This is a genomic window from Streptomyces sp. NBC_01089 (genome assembly GCF_045162975.1).
In the GTDB taxonomy this organism is placed as follows: Bacteria; Actinomycetota; Actinomycetes; order Streptomycetales; family Streptomycetaceae; genus Streptomyces.
Window position 1 is genome coordinate 5,793,639 of the sequence record NZ_CP108660.1, and the last position, 16,888, is coordinate 5,810,526.

Sequence of the window (16,888 nt, forward strand, 5' to 3'; positions counted from 1 at the left end):
GATACGGAACCGGCGGTAGGGAACCGGCCGGAACCGGCGAGAACCGGAACGTGATTCGACGGACGGGCCCCCGCGCTACGGCACGGGGGCCCGTTCGTTATGAACCACACGGCCGTTCCCTCTTACGTGGCGGACGGCGGCGCTCTACTCTGATCACTAGTTACTCGCCAGTTTAATAACAGCCACCAGCCAGTCGCGCAGAGCTGCTCGCAGGCCCGGAGGACGACGTCGTGAGCGACACACAGACCTTGATCGAGACCCGGCCGCCCTCCGTGGCGACCCTTTTCACCCAGCGGGTTGCCGAGACGCCCGACGCCGAGGCGTACCGCTTCCCGGTGCCCGCCGCCTCGGGCGAGGGGCCCGACGACTGGAAGTCCCTGAGCTGGGGCCAGGCCGCCGAGCGGGTGTACGCCATCGCCGCCGGCCTGATCGAACTGGGCGTGCGGCCCGAGGAGCGCGTCGCGCTCGCCTCGTCGACCCGGGTCGAGTGGATTCTGGCCGACCTCGGTGTGATGTGCGCGGGGGCGGCGACGACGACGATCTATCCGTCGACGAACACCGAGGAGTCCGCGTACATCCTCTCCGACTCCGAGAGCCGGGTGCTGATCGCCGAGGACGCCGCGCAGCTCGCCAAGGCGCGGGAGCGGCGGGCCGAGCTGCCCGAACTGCGCCATGTCGTGGTGATCGACACCGAGGGTCTGGAGCCGGACGCGGCGGACGAGGCCGGCTGGGTCCTCTCGCTCGCCGAACTGGAGGCGCGCGGCGCCGCGTACCTGGCGGCGAACCCGGGTGCGGTCAAGGAGCGGATCGGCGCCATCACGGCCGACCAGCTCGCCACTCTGATCTACACCTCGGGCACCACGGGCAGGCCCAAGGGCGTGCGGCTGCCGCACGACAACTGGTCGTACATGGCCAAGGCCACCGTGTCCACCGGGCTGATCACCAAGGACGACGTCCAGTACCTCTGGCTGCCGCTCGCGCACGTCTTCGGCAAGGTGCTGACCTCCGGCCAGATCGAGGTCGGCCATGTCACCGCCGTCGACGGCCGGGTGGACAAGATCATCGAGAACCTCCCGGTGGTCCAGCCGACCTATATGGCGGCCGTCCCGAGGATCTTCGAGAAGGTCTACAACGGGGTCGCGGCCAAGGCCAGGGCCGGCGGCGCCGCCAAGTACAAGATCTTCCTGTGGGCCGCCGAAGTGGCACGCGAGTACGCGCGGGTCACCCAGGACAACTTCCGGCACACCGGCTCCGCGTCGGCGCCCTTCGCCCTCTCGGCCAAGCACAAGGCGGCCGACGCGCTGGTGTACGCCAAGATCCGCGAGGCGTTCGGCGGGCGGCTGCGCGCCTGTGTCTCGGGCTCGGCCGCGCTCGCCCCCGACATCGGGCTGTTCTTCGCGGGCGCCGGCATCCACATCCTGGAGGGGTACGGCCTCACCGAGTCCAGCGCCGCCTCCTTCGTCAACCCCGGCGAGGCGTACCGCACCGGCACCGTCGGCAAGCCGCTGCCCGGCACCGAGGTCCGGATCGCCGACGACGGCGAGGTCATGCTCCGCGGCCCCGGCATCATGGCGGGCTACCACCGCCAGCCGGAGAAGACCGCCGAAGTGCTGGAGTCCGACGGCTGGTTCCACACCGGCGACATCGGTGAGCTGTCGTCCGACGGCTATCTGCGGATCACCGACCGCAAGAAGGACCTGATCAAGACGTCCGGCGGCAAGTACATCGCGCCGGCCGAGGTCGAGGGCCAGTTCAAGGCGGTCTGCCCGTTCGTCTCCAACATCCTGGTGCACGGCGCGGACCGTAACTTCTGTACGGCCCTGATCGCCCTGGACGAGCCGACCATCCTCGGCTGGGCGGAGGAGAACGGCCTGGGCGGCCGGACGTACGCCGACGTGGTGGCGTCCAAGGAGGTCGAGTCGCTCATCGACGGCTATGTGAAGCAGCTCAACGAGGGGCTCCAGCGCTGGCAGACGGTCAAGAAGTTCCGGCTGCTGCCGCGCGACCTGGACATCGAGCACGGTGAGCTGACGCCCAGCCTCAAGCTGAAGCGGCCGGTCGTCGAGCGCGAGTACAAGGGGCTCATCGAGGACATGTACGCGGGCTCCCGCGAGGCGTAACGGAAGCGGGGAAGGGGCAGGACCGGCGGCCGACCCCGCCGCCGGCCGCCCGCCCGTCACCCCCGCGGGCCCGGCCCCGGCATGGAATCCCCCACTCCGGCACGGCGCCGACCAGCGCTTTTCCCATCCGACACGGCCCATTTGAGTAACTCGACGCATATGGGCGGGCTCAGTCTGTCACTCTGTCGTTGTCGTCATCGGCGCAACGTCAGATCTGGTCAGGGAGCCACCGAGTGGGGTCCATTCCCGTGCAGAGGGAGACGGCGGTCCGTACCGCGCGCCCCTCCGGGCCACCGGCAGGCGTGCCGTCAGTGGTCCGTACCAGCCTGCCCGGCAACCCGCTGTCCCCGTCCGCCGCCCGCCGGTTCGTCCGGGCCGCGCTCGCCGACTGGACCGCGCTCGGGCTCCCCGCCGCCACCGGCTTCACCGACCAGCTCGCCGACGACTCCGTCCTGATCGCCAGCGAACTCGTCACCAACGCCGTCGTGCACGCGGGCACCACCGTCGAGATGCTCCTCCGGCTGGAGGGCGCGGCCGGCGAGGAGCAGCCCGCGCTGGTGATCGAGGTGTCCGACCACCACCCGTCCCGCGAGGTGCGCAGCGACCCGGATGACCACCAGGACGGCGCCCCTGAGTACGGCCGCGGGCTGCGGCTCGTCTCGACCCTGGCCGAGGCGTGGGGCATCACCTACCGCACCGGGCTCAAGACGGTCTGGACCCGGCTGCCGCTCGACGGGGGCGACCCGCAGTCCGCGTCAGGCAGCGACCGCCTGAGGCGCGGACTGCGCGCCTCCGAGATCCTCGCCCCCGCGCCCCGGCGCACCCAGGGCGAGGAACGCGAGTGGAGCAGCAGCGGGGCGCTCAGCTTCCTCGCCGAGGCGTCCGAACTGCTCGCCGGGCAGTTCGACGAGGACATGATCGCCGCGCTCGCCGGACAGCTCCTGGTGCCACGGCTCGGCGACTGGTGCGCCGTCTGGCTGGACCCGGAGGCGGGCGGCCCCGGACGCAGACCGAGACTCTCGCGGGTCTGGCACGCCCACGAGAGCCGGATCGACGAACTGCGGGCCGTCCTGGAGAAGGACCCGCCGCAGCTGCCCGAGTCCGCACGGGGCGGCGCCGTGACCCTGGAGTGGCCGGTCACCGACGGGACGGCGGGCGCCGAGGGCACGGTGCTCGGCTACCGGCTCCTTGCCGCGGGCCGGCCGCTGGGCACCCTGCTGCTCGGCCGCGCGGCCGGGCGCCGCGCCCACGAGGAAGTGGCCGCCCTGGTGGGCGACTTCGCGCGCCGGGTCGCGCTGGCGATCGGCGCCGCACGCCAGTACACCCGGCAGGCCACCATCAGCAGGGTCCTCCAGCGCGGGCTGCTGCCCAGCAGCGTCGCCGAGATCCCCGGCGTGGACAGCGCCCTCGTCTACGAGCCGCGCGGCGAGGGCGTCGCGGGCGGCGACTTCTACGACGTCTTCCCCGGCGACAGCGCGGGCGGCCGCTGGTGCTTCGCACTCGGCGACGTCCAGGGCAGCGGCCCGGAAGCCGCCGTCGTCACCGGACTCGCCCGCCCCTGGCTGCGGCTGCTCGCCCGCGAGGGCTACCAGGTGTCCGAGGTGCTCGACCGGCTCAACAAGCTGCTCCTCGACGACGCGATGGAGACCGCCGAGGCCGCGGCCCGGATGGTCGCGGTCGCGGGCGGCCAGGAGCTGCACGAGGACCCACAGTCCCGGTTCCTGTCGCTGCTCTACGGCGAGCTGGTGCCGCTGCCGGGCGGCGCGGGCGTGCGGTGCACCCTGGCGAGCGCGGGCCACCCGCTGCCGCTGCTGCTGAGCCCCGACGGCACCGTGCGGGCCGCCGCCGCACCGCAGATGCTGCTCGGCGTGGTCGAGGGCGTCACGTACGAGAGCGAGACGTTCGACCTGCTGCCCGGTGACACGCTGCTCTGTGTCACCGACGGTGTCACCGAGCGGCGGGCGGGCCCGCGCATGTTCGACGACGGCGACGGGCTCTCGGCCGAGCTGGCGGGCTGTACGGGGCTGACCGCGCAGGGCGTCGCCGAGCGGATCAAGCAGGCGGTGTACGCGTTCGGCGTGGAGCCGCTGGACGACGACATGGCGCTCCTGGTGCTGCGGGCGGAGTAGTTCCCGGCCCGGGGGACAATGGGGGCATGCCTTCCGTACTGCCCGATGGTGAGCCCATGCCCGATGACGGGGCGCTGCCCGGTCATGCCCTGGAGGGCGCGGGTGAGCGGCCGCTCGGGTTCTATCTGCACGTGCCCTACTGCGCGACGCGCTGCGGGTACTGCGACTTCAACACCTACACCGCCACCGAGCTGCGCGGCTCGGGCGGTGTGCTGGCCTCCCAGGACAACTACGCCTCGACCCTGACCGAAGAGGTCAGGCTGGCCCGCAAGGTGCTGGGGGACGACCCCAGGCCGGTCAGCACGGTGTTCGTCGGCGGCGGCACACCGACCCTGCTCGACGCGGCGGACCTGGTACGGATGCTCGCCGCGGTACGGGACGAGTTCGGCCTCGCCGAGGGCGCCGAGATCACCACCGAGGCCAACCCCGAGTCCGTCGGCCCGGAGTATCTGGCGGAGCTGCGGGCCGGCGGCTTCAACCGGATCTCGTTCGGGATGCAGAGCGCCCGGCAGCACGTCCTGAAGATCCTCGACCGCACCCACACCCCCGGCAGGCCCGAGGCGTGCGTCGCCGAGGCGCGCGCCGCGGGCTTCGAACACGTCAACCTCGACCTGATCTACGGCACGCCGGGGGAGTCCGACGACGACTGGCGGGCCTCGCTCGCGGCGGCGGTCGGCGCAGGTCCCGACCACATCTCCGCGTACGCCCTCATCGTCGAGGAGGGCACCCAGCTGGCCCGCCGGATCCGGCGCGGCGAGGTGCCCATGACGGACGACGACGAGCACGCGGACCGTTATCTGATCGCGGACTCGGTCCTGGCCGACGCGGGGTTCTCCTGGTACGAGGTCTCCAACTGGTCCACCACCGACGCGGGCCGGTGCCTCCACAACGAGCTGTACTGGCGCGGCGCGGACTGGTGGGGCGCGGGCCCCGGCGCGCACAGCCACATCGGCGGGGTGCGCTGGTGGAACGTGAAGCACCCCGGCGCGTACGCGGCCGCCCTGGCCGCCGGGAAGTCACCCGGCGCGGGCCGGGAGATCCTGCCCGCCGAGGACCGCAGGGTGGAGCGCATCCTGCTGGAGCTGCGGCTGCGCGACGGCTGCCCGCTGGACATCCTGGCCCCGGCCGGCCTGGCGGCGTCCCGGCGGGCGCTGGCGGACGGGCTGCTCGATCCGGCGGCCTACGGGTCGGGGCGTGCGGTGCTCACGCTGCGCGGGCGGCTGCTGGCCGACGCGGTGGTGCGGGATCTGGTGGACTGAGGCGGCGCCGCTCGCTGCCTGCGTCCGGCCCCGCTCCTCAAACGCCGGAGTGGCTGGAATCCTCCGGCGCCGTCACGAAGTCGATCAGCTCCTCGACGCGGCCCAGCAGTGCGGGCTCCAGGTCGCGGTAGGAGCGTACGCCCGACAGGATCCGCTGCCACGCGGCGCCGGTGTTCTCCGGCCAGCCCAGGGACCGGCACACGCCCGTCTTCCAGTCCTGGCCGCGCGGTACCGTCGGCCACCCCGCGATGCCCACGGACGACGGCTTCACCGCCTCCCACACATCGATGTAGGGGTGCCCCACCACCAGCGCGTGGTCGCTGGAGACCTCCGCCGCGATCCGGGACTCCTTCGAGCCCGGGACCAGGTGGTCGACCAGCACGCCGAGCCGCGCGTCCGCCGCAGGCCCGAACTCCGCGACGATCGCGGGCAGATCGTCGATGCCCTCCAGGTACTCGACGACGACGCCCTCGATCCGCAGGTCGTCACCCCAGACCCGCTCGACCAGCTCCGCGTCGTGCCGCCCCTCGACATAGATCCGGCCGGCCCGCGCCACGCGCGCCCTCGCGCCGGGCACCGCCAGTGAACCGGACGCCGTGCGGTGCGGGCGCTGCGGCGCCGCCGTGGGGCGTACGAGCGTGACCGGGCGCCCTTCGAGCAGGAAGGCGCGCGGCCCCATCGGGAACACCCGGTGCTTGCCGAACCGGTCCTCCAGGGTGACCGTCGGCCCCTCGGCCGTCTTCTCGCACCGGATCACCGCACCGCAGAACCCGGTGGCGATCTCCTCGACCACCAGATCGGGCTCGGCCGCGACCTCGCGGGCGGGTGTCTGCTTCTTCCACGGCGGCGTGAAGTCGGGGCTGTAGCTGCGCATTCCGCAGACGCTACGACACCCCGGAGCTCGCTGCCAGCACATCCCGCTGAGCGCGGACGAACGCGGCGTCGACCACGGCCCCGTGCCCCGGCACGTACAGCGCGTCATCGCCGCCCAGCGCCAGCAGCCGGTCCACCGCCGCCGGCCAGCGGGCGGGCAGCGCGTCCGGGCCCGCCTGCGGCTCCCCCGACTCCTCGACCAGGTCGCCGCAGAAGACGACAGGGCGGTCGCCGGGGACGAGCAGCGCCAGGTCGTGGCCGGTGTGGCCGGGGCCGCAGTTCACCAGGGTCACCCGGCGGCCGCCCAGGTCCAGGGTCAGCTCCCCGGAGACCTGATGGTGCGGAGCGACCAGCTGCGCCACCGCGTCGGCGGCCTCCACGGCCGGCACCCCGTGGCGTACCGCGTCCTCGCGCAGCGCTTCGGCCCCGCGCGAGCCCCGGGTGAGCAGCGCCCGGGTCCCCACCGCCCCGTACACCTGCACCCCGGCGAACGCGGCGGTGCCCAGCACATGGTCGAAGTGCGGGTGGCTCAGCGCGATGTGCGTCACCCGGCGGCCCAGCGCCGCCTCCGCGCGCATCCGGACCTCCCGGCCCTCGCGGAGCGTGGCACCCGTGTCGAAGAGCAGTGCGCCGAACCGGCCCGCCACAAGCCCGGCCGTCGCGTCCCAGCGCGGGAGCCGGCACCGGCCCACGCCCGGCGCCAGCGGTTCCCAGCCGGAGTCTTCCCAAGCGGCGTCCATACCGCGACGCTATCCCGGTCGGCGGAGACCGGCGCGACCGTGCGAAGGGCCGCCCTTGCCAGCGGTGAACCTCTCCGCCGTACACTGGGACGCTGCTGGCACTCGAACATTCCGAGTGCCAGGCAGGCCCGGATCGACAGCTGGAGGTGTGCGCGGGTGCTCAGCGAACGCAGACTCGAAGTGTTGCGCGCCATCGTCCAGGACTATGTGGGCACCGAGGAGCCGGTCGGCTCCAAGGCGCTCACCGAGCGGCACCGGCTCGGTGTCTCACCGGCCACCGTCCGCAACGACATGGCGGCCCTGGAGGACGAGGGGTTCATCGCGCAGCCGCACACGAGCGCGGGCCGCATCCCCACGGACAAGGGGTACCGGCTGTTCGTCGACCGGCTCGCGGGCGTCAAGCCCCTCTCGTCGCCCGAGCGGCGCGCCATCCAGAACTTCATGGACGGCGCGGTCGACCTCGACGACGTGGTGGGCCGGACCGTACGGCTGCTGGCGCAGCTCACCCGGCAGGTCGCCGTCGTGCAGTATCCGTCGCTGACCCGTTCCACGGTGCGGCATGTGGAGCTGCTCGCGCTGGCGCCCGCCCGGCTGATGCTCGTCCTGATCACGGACACCGGACGGGTCGAGCAGCGCATGATCGACTGCCCGGCGCCGTTCGGTGAGACATCTCTCGCGGATCTCAGGGCCCGGCTCAACAGCCGGGTGGTGGGACGCCGTTTCGCGGACGTACCACAATTGGTGCAGGACCTGCCCGAGTCATTCGAACAGGAAGACCGGGGTACGGTTTCCACGGTGCTCGCGACCTTGCTCGAAACGCTGGTCGAGGAGACCGAGGAACGGCTGATGATCGGCGGAACCGCCAATCTGACGCGATTCGGACATGACTTCCCACTGACCATCAGGCCGGTGCTGGAAGCGCTTGAGGAGCAGGTCGTGCTGCTCAAGCTGCTCGGTGAGGACTCGGGCATGACCGTACGCATCGGGCATGAGAATGCCCACGAGGGCCTGACGTCCACATCGGTCGTCGCCGTCGGCTACGGTTCGGGCGACGAGGCAGTCGCCAAACTCGGCGTGGTCGGACCGACCCGCATGGACTACCCCGGAACGATGGGAGCGGTACGCGCAGTGGCACGTTACGTCGGACAGATCCTGGCGGAGTCGTAAGTGGCCACGGACTATTACGCCGTTCTCGGCGTGCGCCGCGACGCTTCCCAGGACGAGATCAAGAAGGCATTCCGGCGATTGGCGCGCGAGCTCCACCCGGACGTCAACCCCGATCCCAAGACGCAGGAACGCTTCAAGGAGATCAACGCCGCCTACGAGGTGCTGTCGGACCCGCAGAAGAAGCAGGTCTACGACCTCGGCGGCGACCCGCTCTCGCAGGCGGGCGGCGGCGGAGCCGGCGGCTTCGGCCAGGGCGGCTTCGGCAACTTCTCGGACATCATGGACGCGTTCTTCGGTACGTCGTCCCAGCGCGGGCCGAGGTCGCGTACGCGGCGCGGCCAGGACGCGATGATCCGGCTGGAGATCGACCTCAACGAGTCGGCCTTCGGCACCACGAAGGACATCCAGGTCGACACCGCCGTGGTCTGTACGACCTGCAGCGGCGAGGGCGCGGCCCCCGGCACCTCGGCCCAGACCTGCGACATGTGCCGCGGCCGCGGTGAGGTCTCGCAGGTCACCCGGTCCTTCCTGGGCCAGGTCATGACCTCGCGGCCGTGCCCGCAGTGCCAGGGCTTCGGTACGGTCGTGCCGACCCCGTGCCCCGAGTGCGCGGGCGACGGGCGCATCCGCTCCCGCCGCACGCTGACGGTGAAGATCCCGGCCGGTGTCGACAACGGCACCCGGATCCAGCTCGCGGGCGAGGGCGAGGTCGGCCCCGGCGGCGGCCCCGCCGGTGACCTGTACGTCGAGATCCACGAGCTGCCGCACGCGGTCTTCCAGCGGCGGGGCGACGATCTGCACTGCACGGTGACGGTCCCCATGACGGCGGCGGCGCTCGGTACGAAGGTGCCGCTGGAGACGCTGGACGCGCTGGAGGAGGTCGACATCCGGCCGGGCACACAGTCCGGTCAGTCGATCCCGATGCACCAGCGCGGCATCACGCATCTGCGCGGCGGCGGCCGGGGCGACCTGATCGTGCACGTCGAGGTGCTCACCCCGACGAAGATGGACGCCGAACAGGAGCGTCTGCTGCGGGAGTTCTCCAAGCTGCGCGGCGAGGAACGGCCCACCGGCCAGTTCCAGCCGGGGCAGCAGGGGCTGTTCTCGCGGCTGAAGGACGCGTTCAACGGGCGGTAGCGGGGGCTGTTCTTTCTGCCGGGGGTCCGGGGGTCGTCCCCCGGGGGATGCAGTCAGCCCGGGCAGCAGGGGCTGTTCTCGCGGCTGAAGGACGCGTTCAACGGGCGGTAGCCCGCAGGGTGGGTACTCCCGCCCGAGCCGCCGATTCGGTGCGGTGCGGAGGACGTGGCACGATGCGGTCATGTCCTCCGTACTCGCCGATCTCTGCCGATATCCGATCGTGCAGGCCCCCATGGCGGGCGGTGCTTCAGGCCCGCAGCTCGCCGCAGCCGTCTCCGAGGCCGGTGGTCTCGGGTTCCTCGCCGCCGGGTACAAGACCGCGGACGGCATGTACGAGGAGATCAAACAGCTGCGCGGGCTGACCTCCCTGCCCTTCGGCGTGAATCTGTTCATGCCGCAGTCCGACAACGCCGATCCGGCCGCGGTCGAGCTCTACGGCCAGCAGCTCGCCGGTGAGTCCACCTGGTACGAGACGCCGCTCGGCGACGTCCACGGCAGCTCGGACGACGGCTACGAGGCCAAGCTGGCCGTCCTGCTCGACGACCCGGTCCCGGTCGTCTCCTTCACCTTCGGCTGTCCCTCCCGCGATGTGCTCGACGCCTTCGACCGGGTCGACACCTTCACCATCGTCACCGTCACCACCGCTGAAGAGGCGCAGGCCGCCCAGTGGTGCGGCGCCGACGCGGTCTGTGTGCAGGGCATCGAGGCGGGCGGCCACCAGGGCACACACCGCGACGACCCGCAGAACGACGGCACGGGCATCGGTGTGCTGTCGCTCATCACCCAGGTCAGGGAGACCGTGCAGCTGCCGGTCATCGCGGCGGGCGGCCTCATGCGCGGCGCGCAGATCGCGGCGGTGCTCGCGGCGGGCGCGGAGGCCGCGCAGCTCGGTACGGCCTTCCTGGTGTGCCCCGAGTCCGGCGCGAACAGGCTGCACAAGCAGGCCCTGACCAACCCGCTCTTCGTCCGCACCGACCTCACCCGCGCGTTCAGCGGGCGCCCGGCGCGCGGTCTCGTCAACCGGTTCATGCGCGAGCACGGACCGTACGCCCCCGCCGCCTATCCGCAGGTGCACCACCTCACCTCCGGACTGCGCAAGGCGGCGGCCGGAGTGGGCGACGCCCAGGGCATGGCGCTCTGGGCGGGCCAGGGCCACCGCCTCGCCCGTGAGCTGCCCGCGGGCCAGCTCATCGAGGTGCTGGTCGCCGAACTGGACGCGGCCCGCACGGTGTTGGCCGATGGCGGCCCGTCATGACCGCCCCGGTCTTCGTGGTCGACGCGGCGGGTGGCCTCGACACGGCGGCCCCCGGCGGCCGGTTCGTCCTGGACGGCCCCGAGGGCCGGCACGCGGTGTCCGTGAAGCGGCTGCGGGCGGGCGAGGACGTCGTACTGACCGACGGCGCCGGCCGCTCCGCGCGGTGTGTGGTCCTGGCGGCCGAGGGCAAGGACCGGCTGGAGCTCCGGATCGACGCGTGCGCCGACGAGCCGCCGCCTGTACCCCGGATCACCGTCGTACAGGCGCTGCCCAAGGGCGACCGCGGCGAGGTCGCCGTCGAGACCATGACCGAGACAGGTGTCGATGTGATCGTGCCGTGGCAGGCGTCGCGCTGCATCACCCAGTGGCGGGGCGACCGGGGCGCCAAGTCCCTCGCCAAGTGGCGCAGTACGGCACGGGAGTCGGGCAAGCAGTCCCGGCGTACCCGCTTTCCCGAGGTCACCGATGCGCTGAGCACCAAGCAGGTCGCCGCGCTGCTCGCGGACGCCGACCTGGCCGGGGTGCTGCACGAGGACCAGGAGTACGGCAGTGAGCCACTGGCCGCGGCCGAACTCCCCACGCGCGGCGAGATCGTGCTGGTCGTCGGCCCCGAAGGGGGAGTGTCCCCGGAGGAGCTCGCGGCGTTCACGGCGGCCGGGGCCGGGGTGTACCGGCTGGGGCGCAGTGTGCTGCGCACCTCAACGGCGGGCACGGCCGCGGGAGCGCTGCTGCTGGCCAGGACGGGACGCTGGGGCTGAGCGGGGCCCGCCCTCCGGGGGCGGTCCGCCACCCGCGCGAGTGAAGTGGCCGCATAGGGGCTGCACATCGGGGCACTCCGGTGGGAACCTGCCCCGTATGGGGGCATTGAGGCACGTATCGAGACGGGTGCGGTTCCGGACGGTTCTCGCGGCGATCGGCTTTGCCGGCACGGCAGTCGCGGGCGTCGCGGCCTGTGACCCGGTCGACGGGGTCAACACCGCGTCCGTCGCCTACACCACCGACCGCACCGCCACCAGCGCCCTTGAGCACCACGGCGTCGGCGTCGACTGGCTGTCCTGCACGGCCGACTCCGCGGCCGGCACCGGCGCTCCGTCCGCGCCGCCGTCCACCGCCGCGCACGACGTGGCACAGGTCGACTGCCAGGGCAGGACCAAGAGCAAGCAGGACATCACCGTCAAGGGCAAGGTGACGCGGACCGTCGACGGGCGCTGCGTACAGGGCGATCTGACCAGCACGGTCGGCGGGCAACTGGCCTTCACGGCCACACTCCTGGGCAACTGTGCGGCCCCGCCCCCGGACACCACCACCCCACCGCCGGCCCGAAGCGGCGGCAGTGGCGGCGCCGCGCACCCGACGGAGACGGTGACGGTCACCGCCACCGTGACGCGGTACCCGGGCAAGTAGCGCGGCCGCGACCAGCGCTTAGGTATCCCGCCTAGGTATCCCATCCCTGGATTTAGGTGTACGGATCTTCGCTCCGGGGCCGCGCGTGGCGGGCTTTCGCCGGTCAGAGTGGGTCCATGGCTGCCCTTCCCGAACCGGACGTCCTTCCCGAGCCGGAGCTCGGTGCGCTCTCCGAACGCCTTGCCGCCACCCGCCTGGTGACCCTCACCGGCCCCGGCGGCATCGGCAAGTCAAGGCTGGCCGCCAGACTCGCCGAGTCCACCCGGTGTACGGGCGCACCCGTGCACCGGGTGGACTTCTCCGGCTGCCCCGACGCGGCGCTCGTCCCTTACACGGTGGCCGCCGAGCTGCACACCGCCCCCGCGCCCGGCACCGATCCGGTGCGCGCGGTGCTCGACCTGCTCGCCGACAGCCGGGGGCTGCTCGTCCTGGACACCTGCGAACACGTCCTGACGGGCTGCGCCTACCTCGTCGGGCGGCTGCACGACAGCTGTCCCGGGCTGCGGATCCTGACCACCAGCCGCAGGCCGCTCGGCGTACCGGACGAAGACCGGGTGGAGGTACCGCCGTTGCCCAGGGACCGGACCGCAGGCCTGCTCCAGGAGCACGCCGCCTCGTACGGGGTCGAGCTGCCCGGCTGCTGGGCCGGCCGGCTGGCCGGGCAGCTCGACGGCGATCCGCTCTCCACCCTGCTCGCCGCCCGCAGTCTGCGGCAGCTGACCGCGCGGCAGCTGCACGCGGCGCTCGGCGCGCCAGGCGGGCGCTTCGCCGTCCTCACCGACGGCCCCGGCGATCCGGCCAGGCACCGCACGCTGCTGCAGGCCGTCGAGTGGAGCCACGAGCTGTGCAGCAGGGCCGAACGGCTGCTCTGGGCCCAGCTGTCGGCGTTCACCGGTGAGTTCACCGCCGAGCAGGTCCGTACGGTATTTCCGGACGGGTCGTCGCTCGCCTCGCTGGTGAGCTCATCGGTGGTGCACGCCCGCGGTGACGGGACCTACCGGCTGCCGCTGGCACACAGGGAGTACGGAAAACTCCGGCTCGCCGGTCTTGGCGACGGCCTAGGGTGATCCGTGTGACGCAGCCTTCCTATCTCCGGTTTCCGCATGTCCAGGGCGATCTGATCGCCTTCACCGCAGAGGACGACGTCTGGATGGCCCCGCTCGACGGCGGCCGTGCCTGGCGTGTCAGCGCTGACAACAGCCCCGTCAGCCATCCCCGGATATCGCCCGACGGCCGCTGGGTCGCCTGGACCTCGACCAGGGACGGGGCACCCGAAGTGCATCTCGCCCCGGCCGACGGCGGCCCCTCCCGGCGGCTGACCTACTGGGGCGACGCACGGACCTCCGTCCGGGGCTGGACCCCCGAGGGCGAGGTGCTCGCCATCAGCGCCCAGGGCCAGGTCTCGCTGCGGCGCAGCTGGGCGCGGGCCGTGCCGGTCGACGGCGGTCCCGCGCGGACCCTGCCGTACGGGCCGGTCGGCTCCCTCGCGTACGGGCCCGACCAGCGGGTGCTGCTCCTGTCGGCGACGATGGGCCGTGAGGCCGCCGCCTGGAAGCGGTACCGGGGCGGCACCGCGGGCAAGCTGTGGACCGGTGAGACCGGAGGCGACTTCGTGCGGCTGCACGCCTCTCTCGACGGGAACATCGAGTGCCCCCTGTGGGTCGGCGACCGGGTGGCGTTCCTCTCCGACCACGAAGGCGTCGGAGCCCTCTACTCCTCGCTCCCGGACGGCTCGGAGCTGCGCAGGCACACCCCGGCCGAGGGGTTCTACGCGCGGCACGCCGCCACCGACGGCACCCGCGTCGTCCACATGGCGGCCGGTGAGCTGTGGATCACCGACGACCTCGAAGGCGCCGAGCCCCGCAGGATCGACGTCAGGCTCGGCGGCCAGCGCGCCGACCTCCAGCCGCACTCCGTGCGCGCCGGACATCACATCGGCGCGGCCTCCCCGGACCGTACCGGCCGCGGCAGCGCCGTCGAGTCGCGCGGCGCCGTGCACTGGGTCACCCACCGGGAGGGCCCCGTCCGCGCGCTGGCCGCCGAGCCGGGCGTACGGGCGCGGCTGCCCCGCACCTTCCGGGCCGACGGCGCCGAACAGGTCGTCTGGGTCACCGACGCGGAGGGCGAGGACGCCCTGGAGTGCGCGCCCGCGACCGGCGCGGCGCCCGCCGCGGCCCCGCGCCGCCTCGCACAGGGCCGTATCGGCCGGGTCCTCGGGCTCGCCGCCGCCCCGGACGGCAGCCGGTTCGCCGTCGCCGCACACGACGGCCGGGTGCTCGTCGTCGAGCGCGAGTCCGGCGATGTGCACGAGGTGGACCGCAGCGCCGACGGTGACGCGTCGGGTCTGGTCTTCTCACCCGACTCCGCCTGGCTCGCCTGGTCGCACCCCGGCCCCGAGCCGCTGCGCCAGCTCAAGCTCGCGCACCTCGCCGACCTCTCCGTCGCCGAGGCCACCCCGCTGCGCTTCCGGGACTTCGACCCGGCCTTCACGACCGACGGCAAACACCTCGCCTTCCTCTCCGACCGGGCCTTCGACCCGATCTACGACGCACACGTCTTCGACCTGGCGTTCATCGGCACCTGCCGTCCGCATCTGCTGACACTCGCCGCGACCACACCGTCCCCGTTCGGTCCGCAGCGGCACGGCCGCGCGACCGAGAAGGACAAGGACGGCGACGAGCACGACGCTCCGACCGCGCTGCCGGTGACCCGTATCGACCTCGAAGGTCTCGCCGACCGGATCGTGCCGCTGCCCGTCGAGGCCGGCAGCTACTCGACGCTCCGCGCCGCCAGGGACGGACTGCTCTGGCTGCGCCACCCGCTGCGCGGGGTCCTCGGCACGACCGGGGCCACCCCGGACGCCCCCTGGCCGGACACCGTCCTTGAGCGGTACGACCTGGAGAAGCTGCGGGACGAGGAGATCGCCCCTGACGTCGACCACTTCGAGGTCTCAGGCGACGGCAAGCGGCTCGTGCTGCACACGGACGGCAAGCTGCGCGTCGTCCCCTCCGACAGCCGGGTGGCCAAATCCGACGCGGACGAGGACAGCGACCGCAGCGTCACCGTCGACCTCTCCCGGATCCGCCGTACCCTCGACCCGGCCGCCGAGTGGCGGCAGATGTACGACGAGGCCGGGCGCATCATGCGGGACAACTTCTGGTGCGCCGACATGTCAGGGGTGGACTGGGACGGGGTCCTGGACCGCTACCGGCCGGTCCTCGCCCGTGTCGCCACCCACGACGACCTGGTCGACCTGCTCTGGGAGGTCCAGGGCGAGCTGGGCACCTCGCACGCCTATGTGACACCGCCGGGCGGCTGGCACGACGACACCACCCGGCAGGGTCTGCTCGGCGCCGACATCTCCCGTACGGACGAGGGCAGTTGGCGCGTCGACCGGGTCCTGCCATCGGAGACGTCCGACCCGGCGGCGCGCTCACCGCTCGCCGCGCCGGGCGTCGCGGTCCGCGCGGGCGACACCGTGCTGGCCGTCGACGGCCAGGCCGTCGATCCGCTCACCGGCCCCGCGCCGCTGCTTACCGGATCGGCGGGCAAGCCCGTCGAGCTGACCGTCTCGCCCGCGGACGGCGGCGACCCCCGCCATGTCGTGGTCGTACCGACCGGTGACGAGGAGGCGCTGCGCTACCACGCGTGGGTGGCCGACCGCCGGAGCTATGTCCACGAGCGGTCCGGCGGCCGCCTCGGCTATCTGCACGTCCCGGACATGGTCGGCTCGGGCTGGGCACAGCTCCACCGCGACCTGCGGGTCGAGGTGGCCAGGGAGGGCCTGGTCGTGGACGTACGGGAGAACCGCGGCGGCCACACCTCGCAGCTGGTGGTGGAGAAGCTGGCCCGCCGGATCGTCGGCTGGGACCTGCCGCGCGGCATGCGCTCCTCCAGCTATCCGCAGGACGCGCCGCGCGGCCCCGTGGTGGCCGTCGCGAACGAATTCTCCGGCTCGGACGGCGACATCGTGAACGCGGCGATCAAGGCGCTGGGCATCGGTCCCGTGGTCGGCACCCGCACCTGGGGCGGCGTCATCGGCATCGACAGCCGGTACCGCCTGGTGGACGGGACGCTGGTGACGCAGCCCAAGTACGCCTTCTGGCTGGAGGGTTACGGCTGGGGTGTCGAGAACCACGGTGTCGACCCGGACATCGAGGTGGTCCAGGCGCCGCAGGACCACGCGGCGGGCCGGGACCCGCAGCTGGACGAGGCGGTCAGGACCGCGCTCGCCGCACTGGAGGAGACCCCGGCGAAGACCCCGCCGAGCCTGCCGGAGCCGCGCGGCTGACCGCCGGACGCGCCGACGGCGTGCGCCCCCGCCCGGGACAGGGCGCGGGCGCACGGCCGGGGGTGGAGCACAGGCCGGCCGGCCGCCCCCGGCTAGCATGGCCGCGTACGAATGATCATCACTGACCGACACCACGACCGAGGAGTGAGCGCATGGCGGGAGAGCCGCAGACCGACTGCCTGTTCTGCAAGATCGTCTCGGGGGACATCCCGGCGACCGTCGTCCGTGAGACCGACACGACCGTCGCCTTCCGTGACATAAACCCGCAGGCACCCACGCACGTCCTGGTGATCCCCAAGGTGCACTACCCGGACGCGGCGTCCCTCGCGGCGGCCGAACCGCAGGTCGCCGCCGACGTACTGCGCGAGGCGGCCGAGGTCGCCGCCGGGGACAAGGTCGACGGAACCGGATACCGGATCGTCTTCAACACCGGATCAGGCGCGGGTCAGACCGTCTTCCACGCGCACGCCCACGTCCTGGGCGGCCGCGGGCTCAACTGGCCCCCCGGATAGT

General features: G+C 72.7%; 13 protein-coding genes. 11 read left to right on the plus strand and 2 right to left on the minus strand.

Annotated elements, in window-relative coordinates:
- Positions 1 to 230: 230 nt before the first annotated feature.
- From OG510_RS25980 to hemW, 3 genes are all read left to right on the plus strand, one after another.
- A complete protein-coding gene (locus tag OG510_RS25980) occupies positions 231 to 2,120 on the plus strand; it encodes an AMP-dependent synthetase/ligase (protein ID WP_406139944.1) in 1,890 nt (629 codons plus the stop codon).
- A 248-nt stretch (positions 2,121 to 2,368) separates the two neighbouring features.
- A complete protein-coding gene (locus tag OG510_RS25985) occupies positions 2,369 to 4,249 on the plus strand; it encodes a SpoIIE family protein phosphatase (protein WP_406142552.1) in 1,881 nt (626 codons plus the stop codon).
- Between the two features lie 56 nt (positions 4,250 to 4,305).
- A complete protein-coding gene (gene hemW, locus OG510_RS25990) occupies positions 4,306 to 5,508 on the plus strand; it encodes a radical SAM family heme chaperone HemW (protein ID WP_406142554.1) in 1,203 nt (400 codons plus the stop codon).
- Positions 5,509 to 5,545: 37 nt separating this feature from the next.
- On the opposite strand, the gene OG510_RS25995 is transcribed toward hemW, so the two are convergent.
- Together OG510_RS25995 and OG510_RS26000 are read right to left on the minus strand one after the other, a co-directional pair.
- The gene (locus tag OG510_RS25995; RefSeq protein WP_406139946.1) at positions 5,546 to 6,382 is read right to left on the minus strand and encodes a DUF3097 domain-containing protein; all 837 of its coding nucleotides are present in this window, start codon (positions 6,380 to 6,382) and stop codon (positions 5,546 to 5,548) included.
- A 10-nt stretch (positions 6,383 to 6,392) separates the two neighbouring features.
- Positions 6,393 to 7,121 carry an MBL fold metallo-hydrolase gene (locus OG510_RS26000; RefSeq protein WP_406139948.1) on the minus strand — a complete coding sequence of 243 codons (729 nt, stop codon included), beginning with the start codon at positions 7,119 to 7,121 and terminating at the stop codon, positions 6,393 to 6,395.
- Positions 7,122 to 7,277: 156 nt separating this feature from the next.
- On the opposite strand from OG510_RS26000, the gene hrcA reads away from it, so the two are divergent.
- The 8 genes from hrcA (at position 7,278) to OG510_RS26040 (ending at position 16,887) form a co-directional block, all read left to right on the plus strand.
- Positions 7,278 to 8,288: a heat-inducible transcriptional repressor HrcA gene (gene hrcA, locus OG510_RS26005; protein WP_164267318.1), complete on the plus strand. Its 1,011-nt coding sequence runs from the start codon at positions 7,278 to 7,280 to the stop codon at positions 8,286 to 8,288.
- Positions 8,289 to 9,425, plus strand: coding sequence for a molecular chaperone DnaJ (gene dnaJ / locus OG510_RS26010; protein WP_164267319.1), 1,137 nt, complete (start codon positions 8,289 to 8,291; stop codon positions 9,423 to 9,425). It abuts the gene before it with no gap.
- A 181-nt stretch (positions 9,426 to 9,606) separates the two neighbouring features.
- The gene (locus tag OG510_RS26015; RefSeq protein ID WP_406139949.1) at positions 9,607 to 10,680 is read left to right on the plus strand and encodes a nitronate monooxygenase; all 1,074 of its coding nucleotides are present in this window, start codon (positions 9,607 to 9,609) and stop codon (positions 10,678 to 10,680) included.
- Positions 10,677 to 11,438, plus strand: coding sequence for a 16S rRNA (uracil(1498)-N(3))-methyltransferase (locus OG510_RS26020; RefSeq protein ID WP_406139950.1), 762 nt, complete (start codon positions 10,677 to 10,679; stop codon positions 11,436 to 11,438). The genes OG510_RS26015 and OG510_RS26020 overlap by 4 nt, the downstream gene beginning before the upstream one ends.
- Positions 11,439 to 11,535: 97 nt before the next feature.
- Positions 11,536 to 12,084, plus strand: a complete 549-nt coding sequence (locus OG510_RS26025) for a hypothetical protein (protein ID WP_406139952.1) — start codon at positions 11,536 to 11,538, stop codon at positions 12,082 to 12,084.
- Positions 12,085 to 12,200: 116 nt separating this feature from the next.
- Positions 12,201 to 13,151: an ATP-binding protein gene (locus OG510_RS26030; protein WP_406139953.1), complete on the plus strand. Its 951-nt coding sequence runs from the start codon at positions 12,201 to 12,203 to the stop codon at positions 13,149 to 13,151.
- Between the two features lie 5 nt (positions 13,152 to 13,156).
- Positions 13,157 to 16,375, plus strand: a complete 3,219-nt coding sequence (locus tag OG510_RS26035) for a S41 family peptidase (RefSeq protein ID WP_406139954.1) — start codon at positions 13,157 to 13,159, stop codon at positions 16,373 to 16,375.
- A 152-nt stretch (positions 16,376 to 16,527) separates the two neighbouring features.
- The gene (locus OG510_RS26040) at positions 16,528 to 16,887 is read left to right on the plus strand and encodes a histidine triad nucleotide-binding protein (protein ID WP_406139956.1); all 360 of its coding nucleotides are present in this window, start codon (positions 16,528 to 16,530) and stop codon (positions 16,885 to 16,887) included.
- Position 16,888 lies beyond the last annotated feature (1 nt).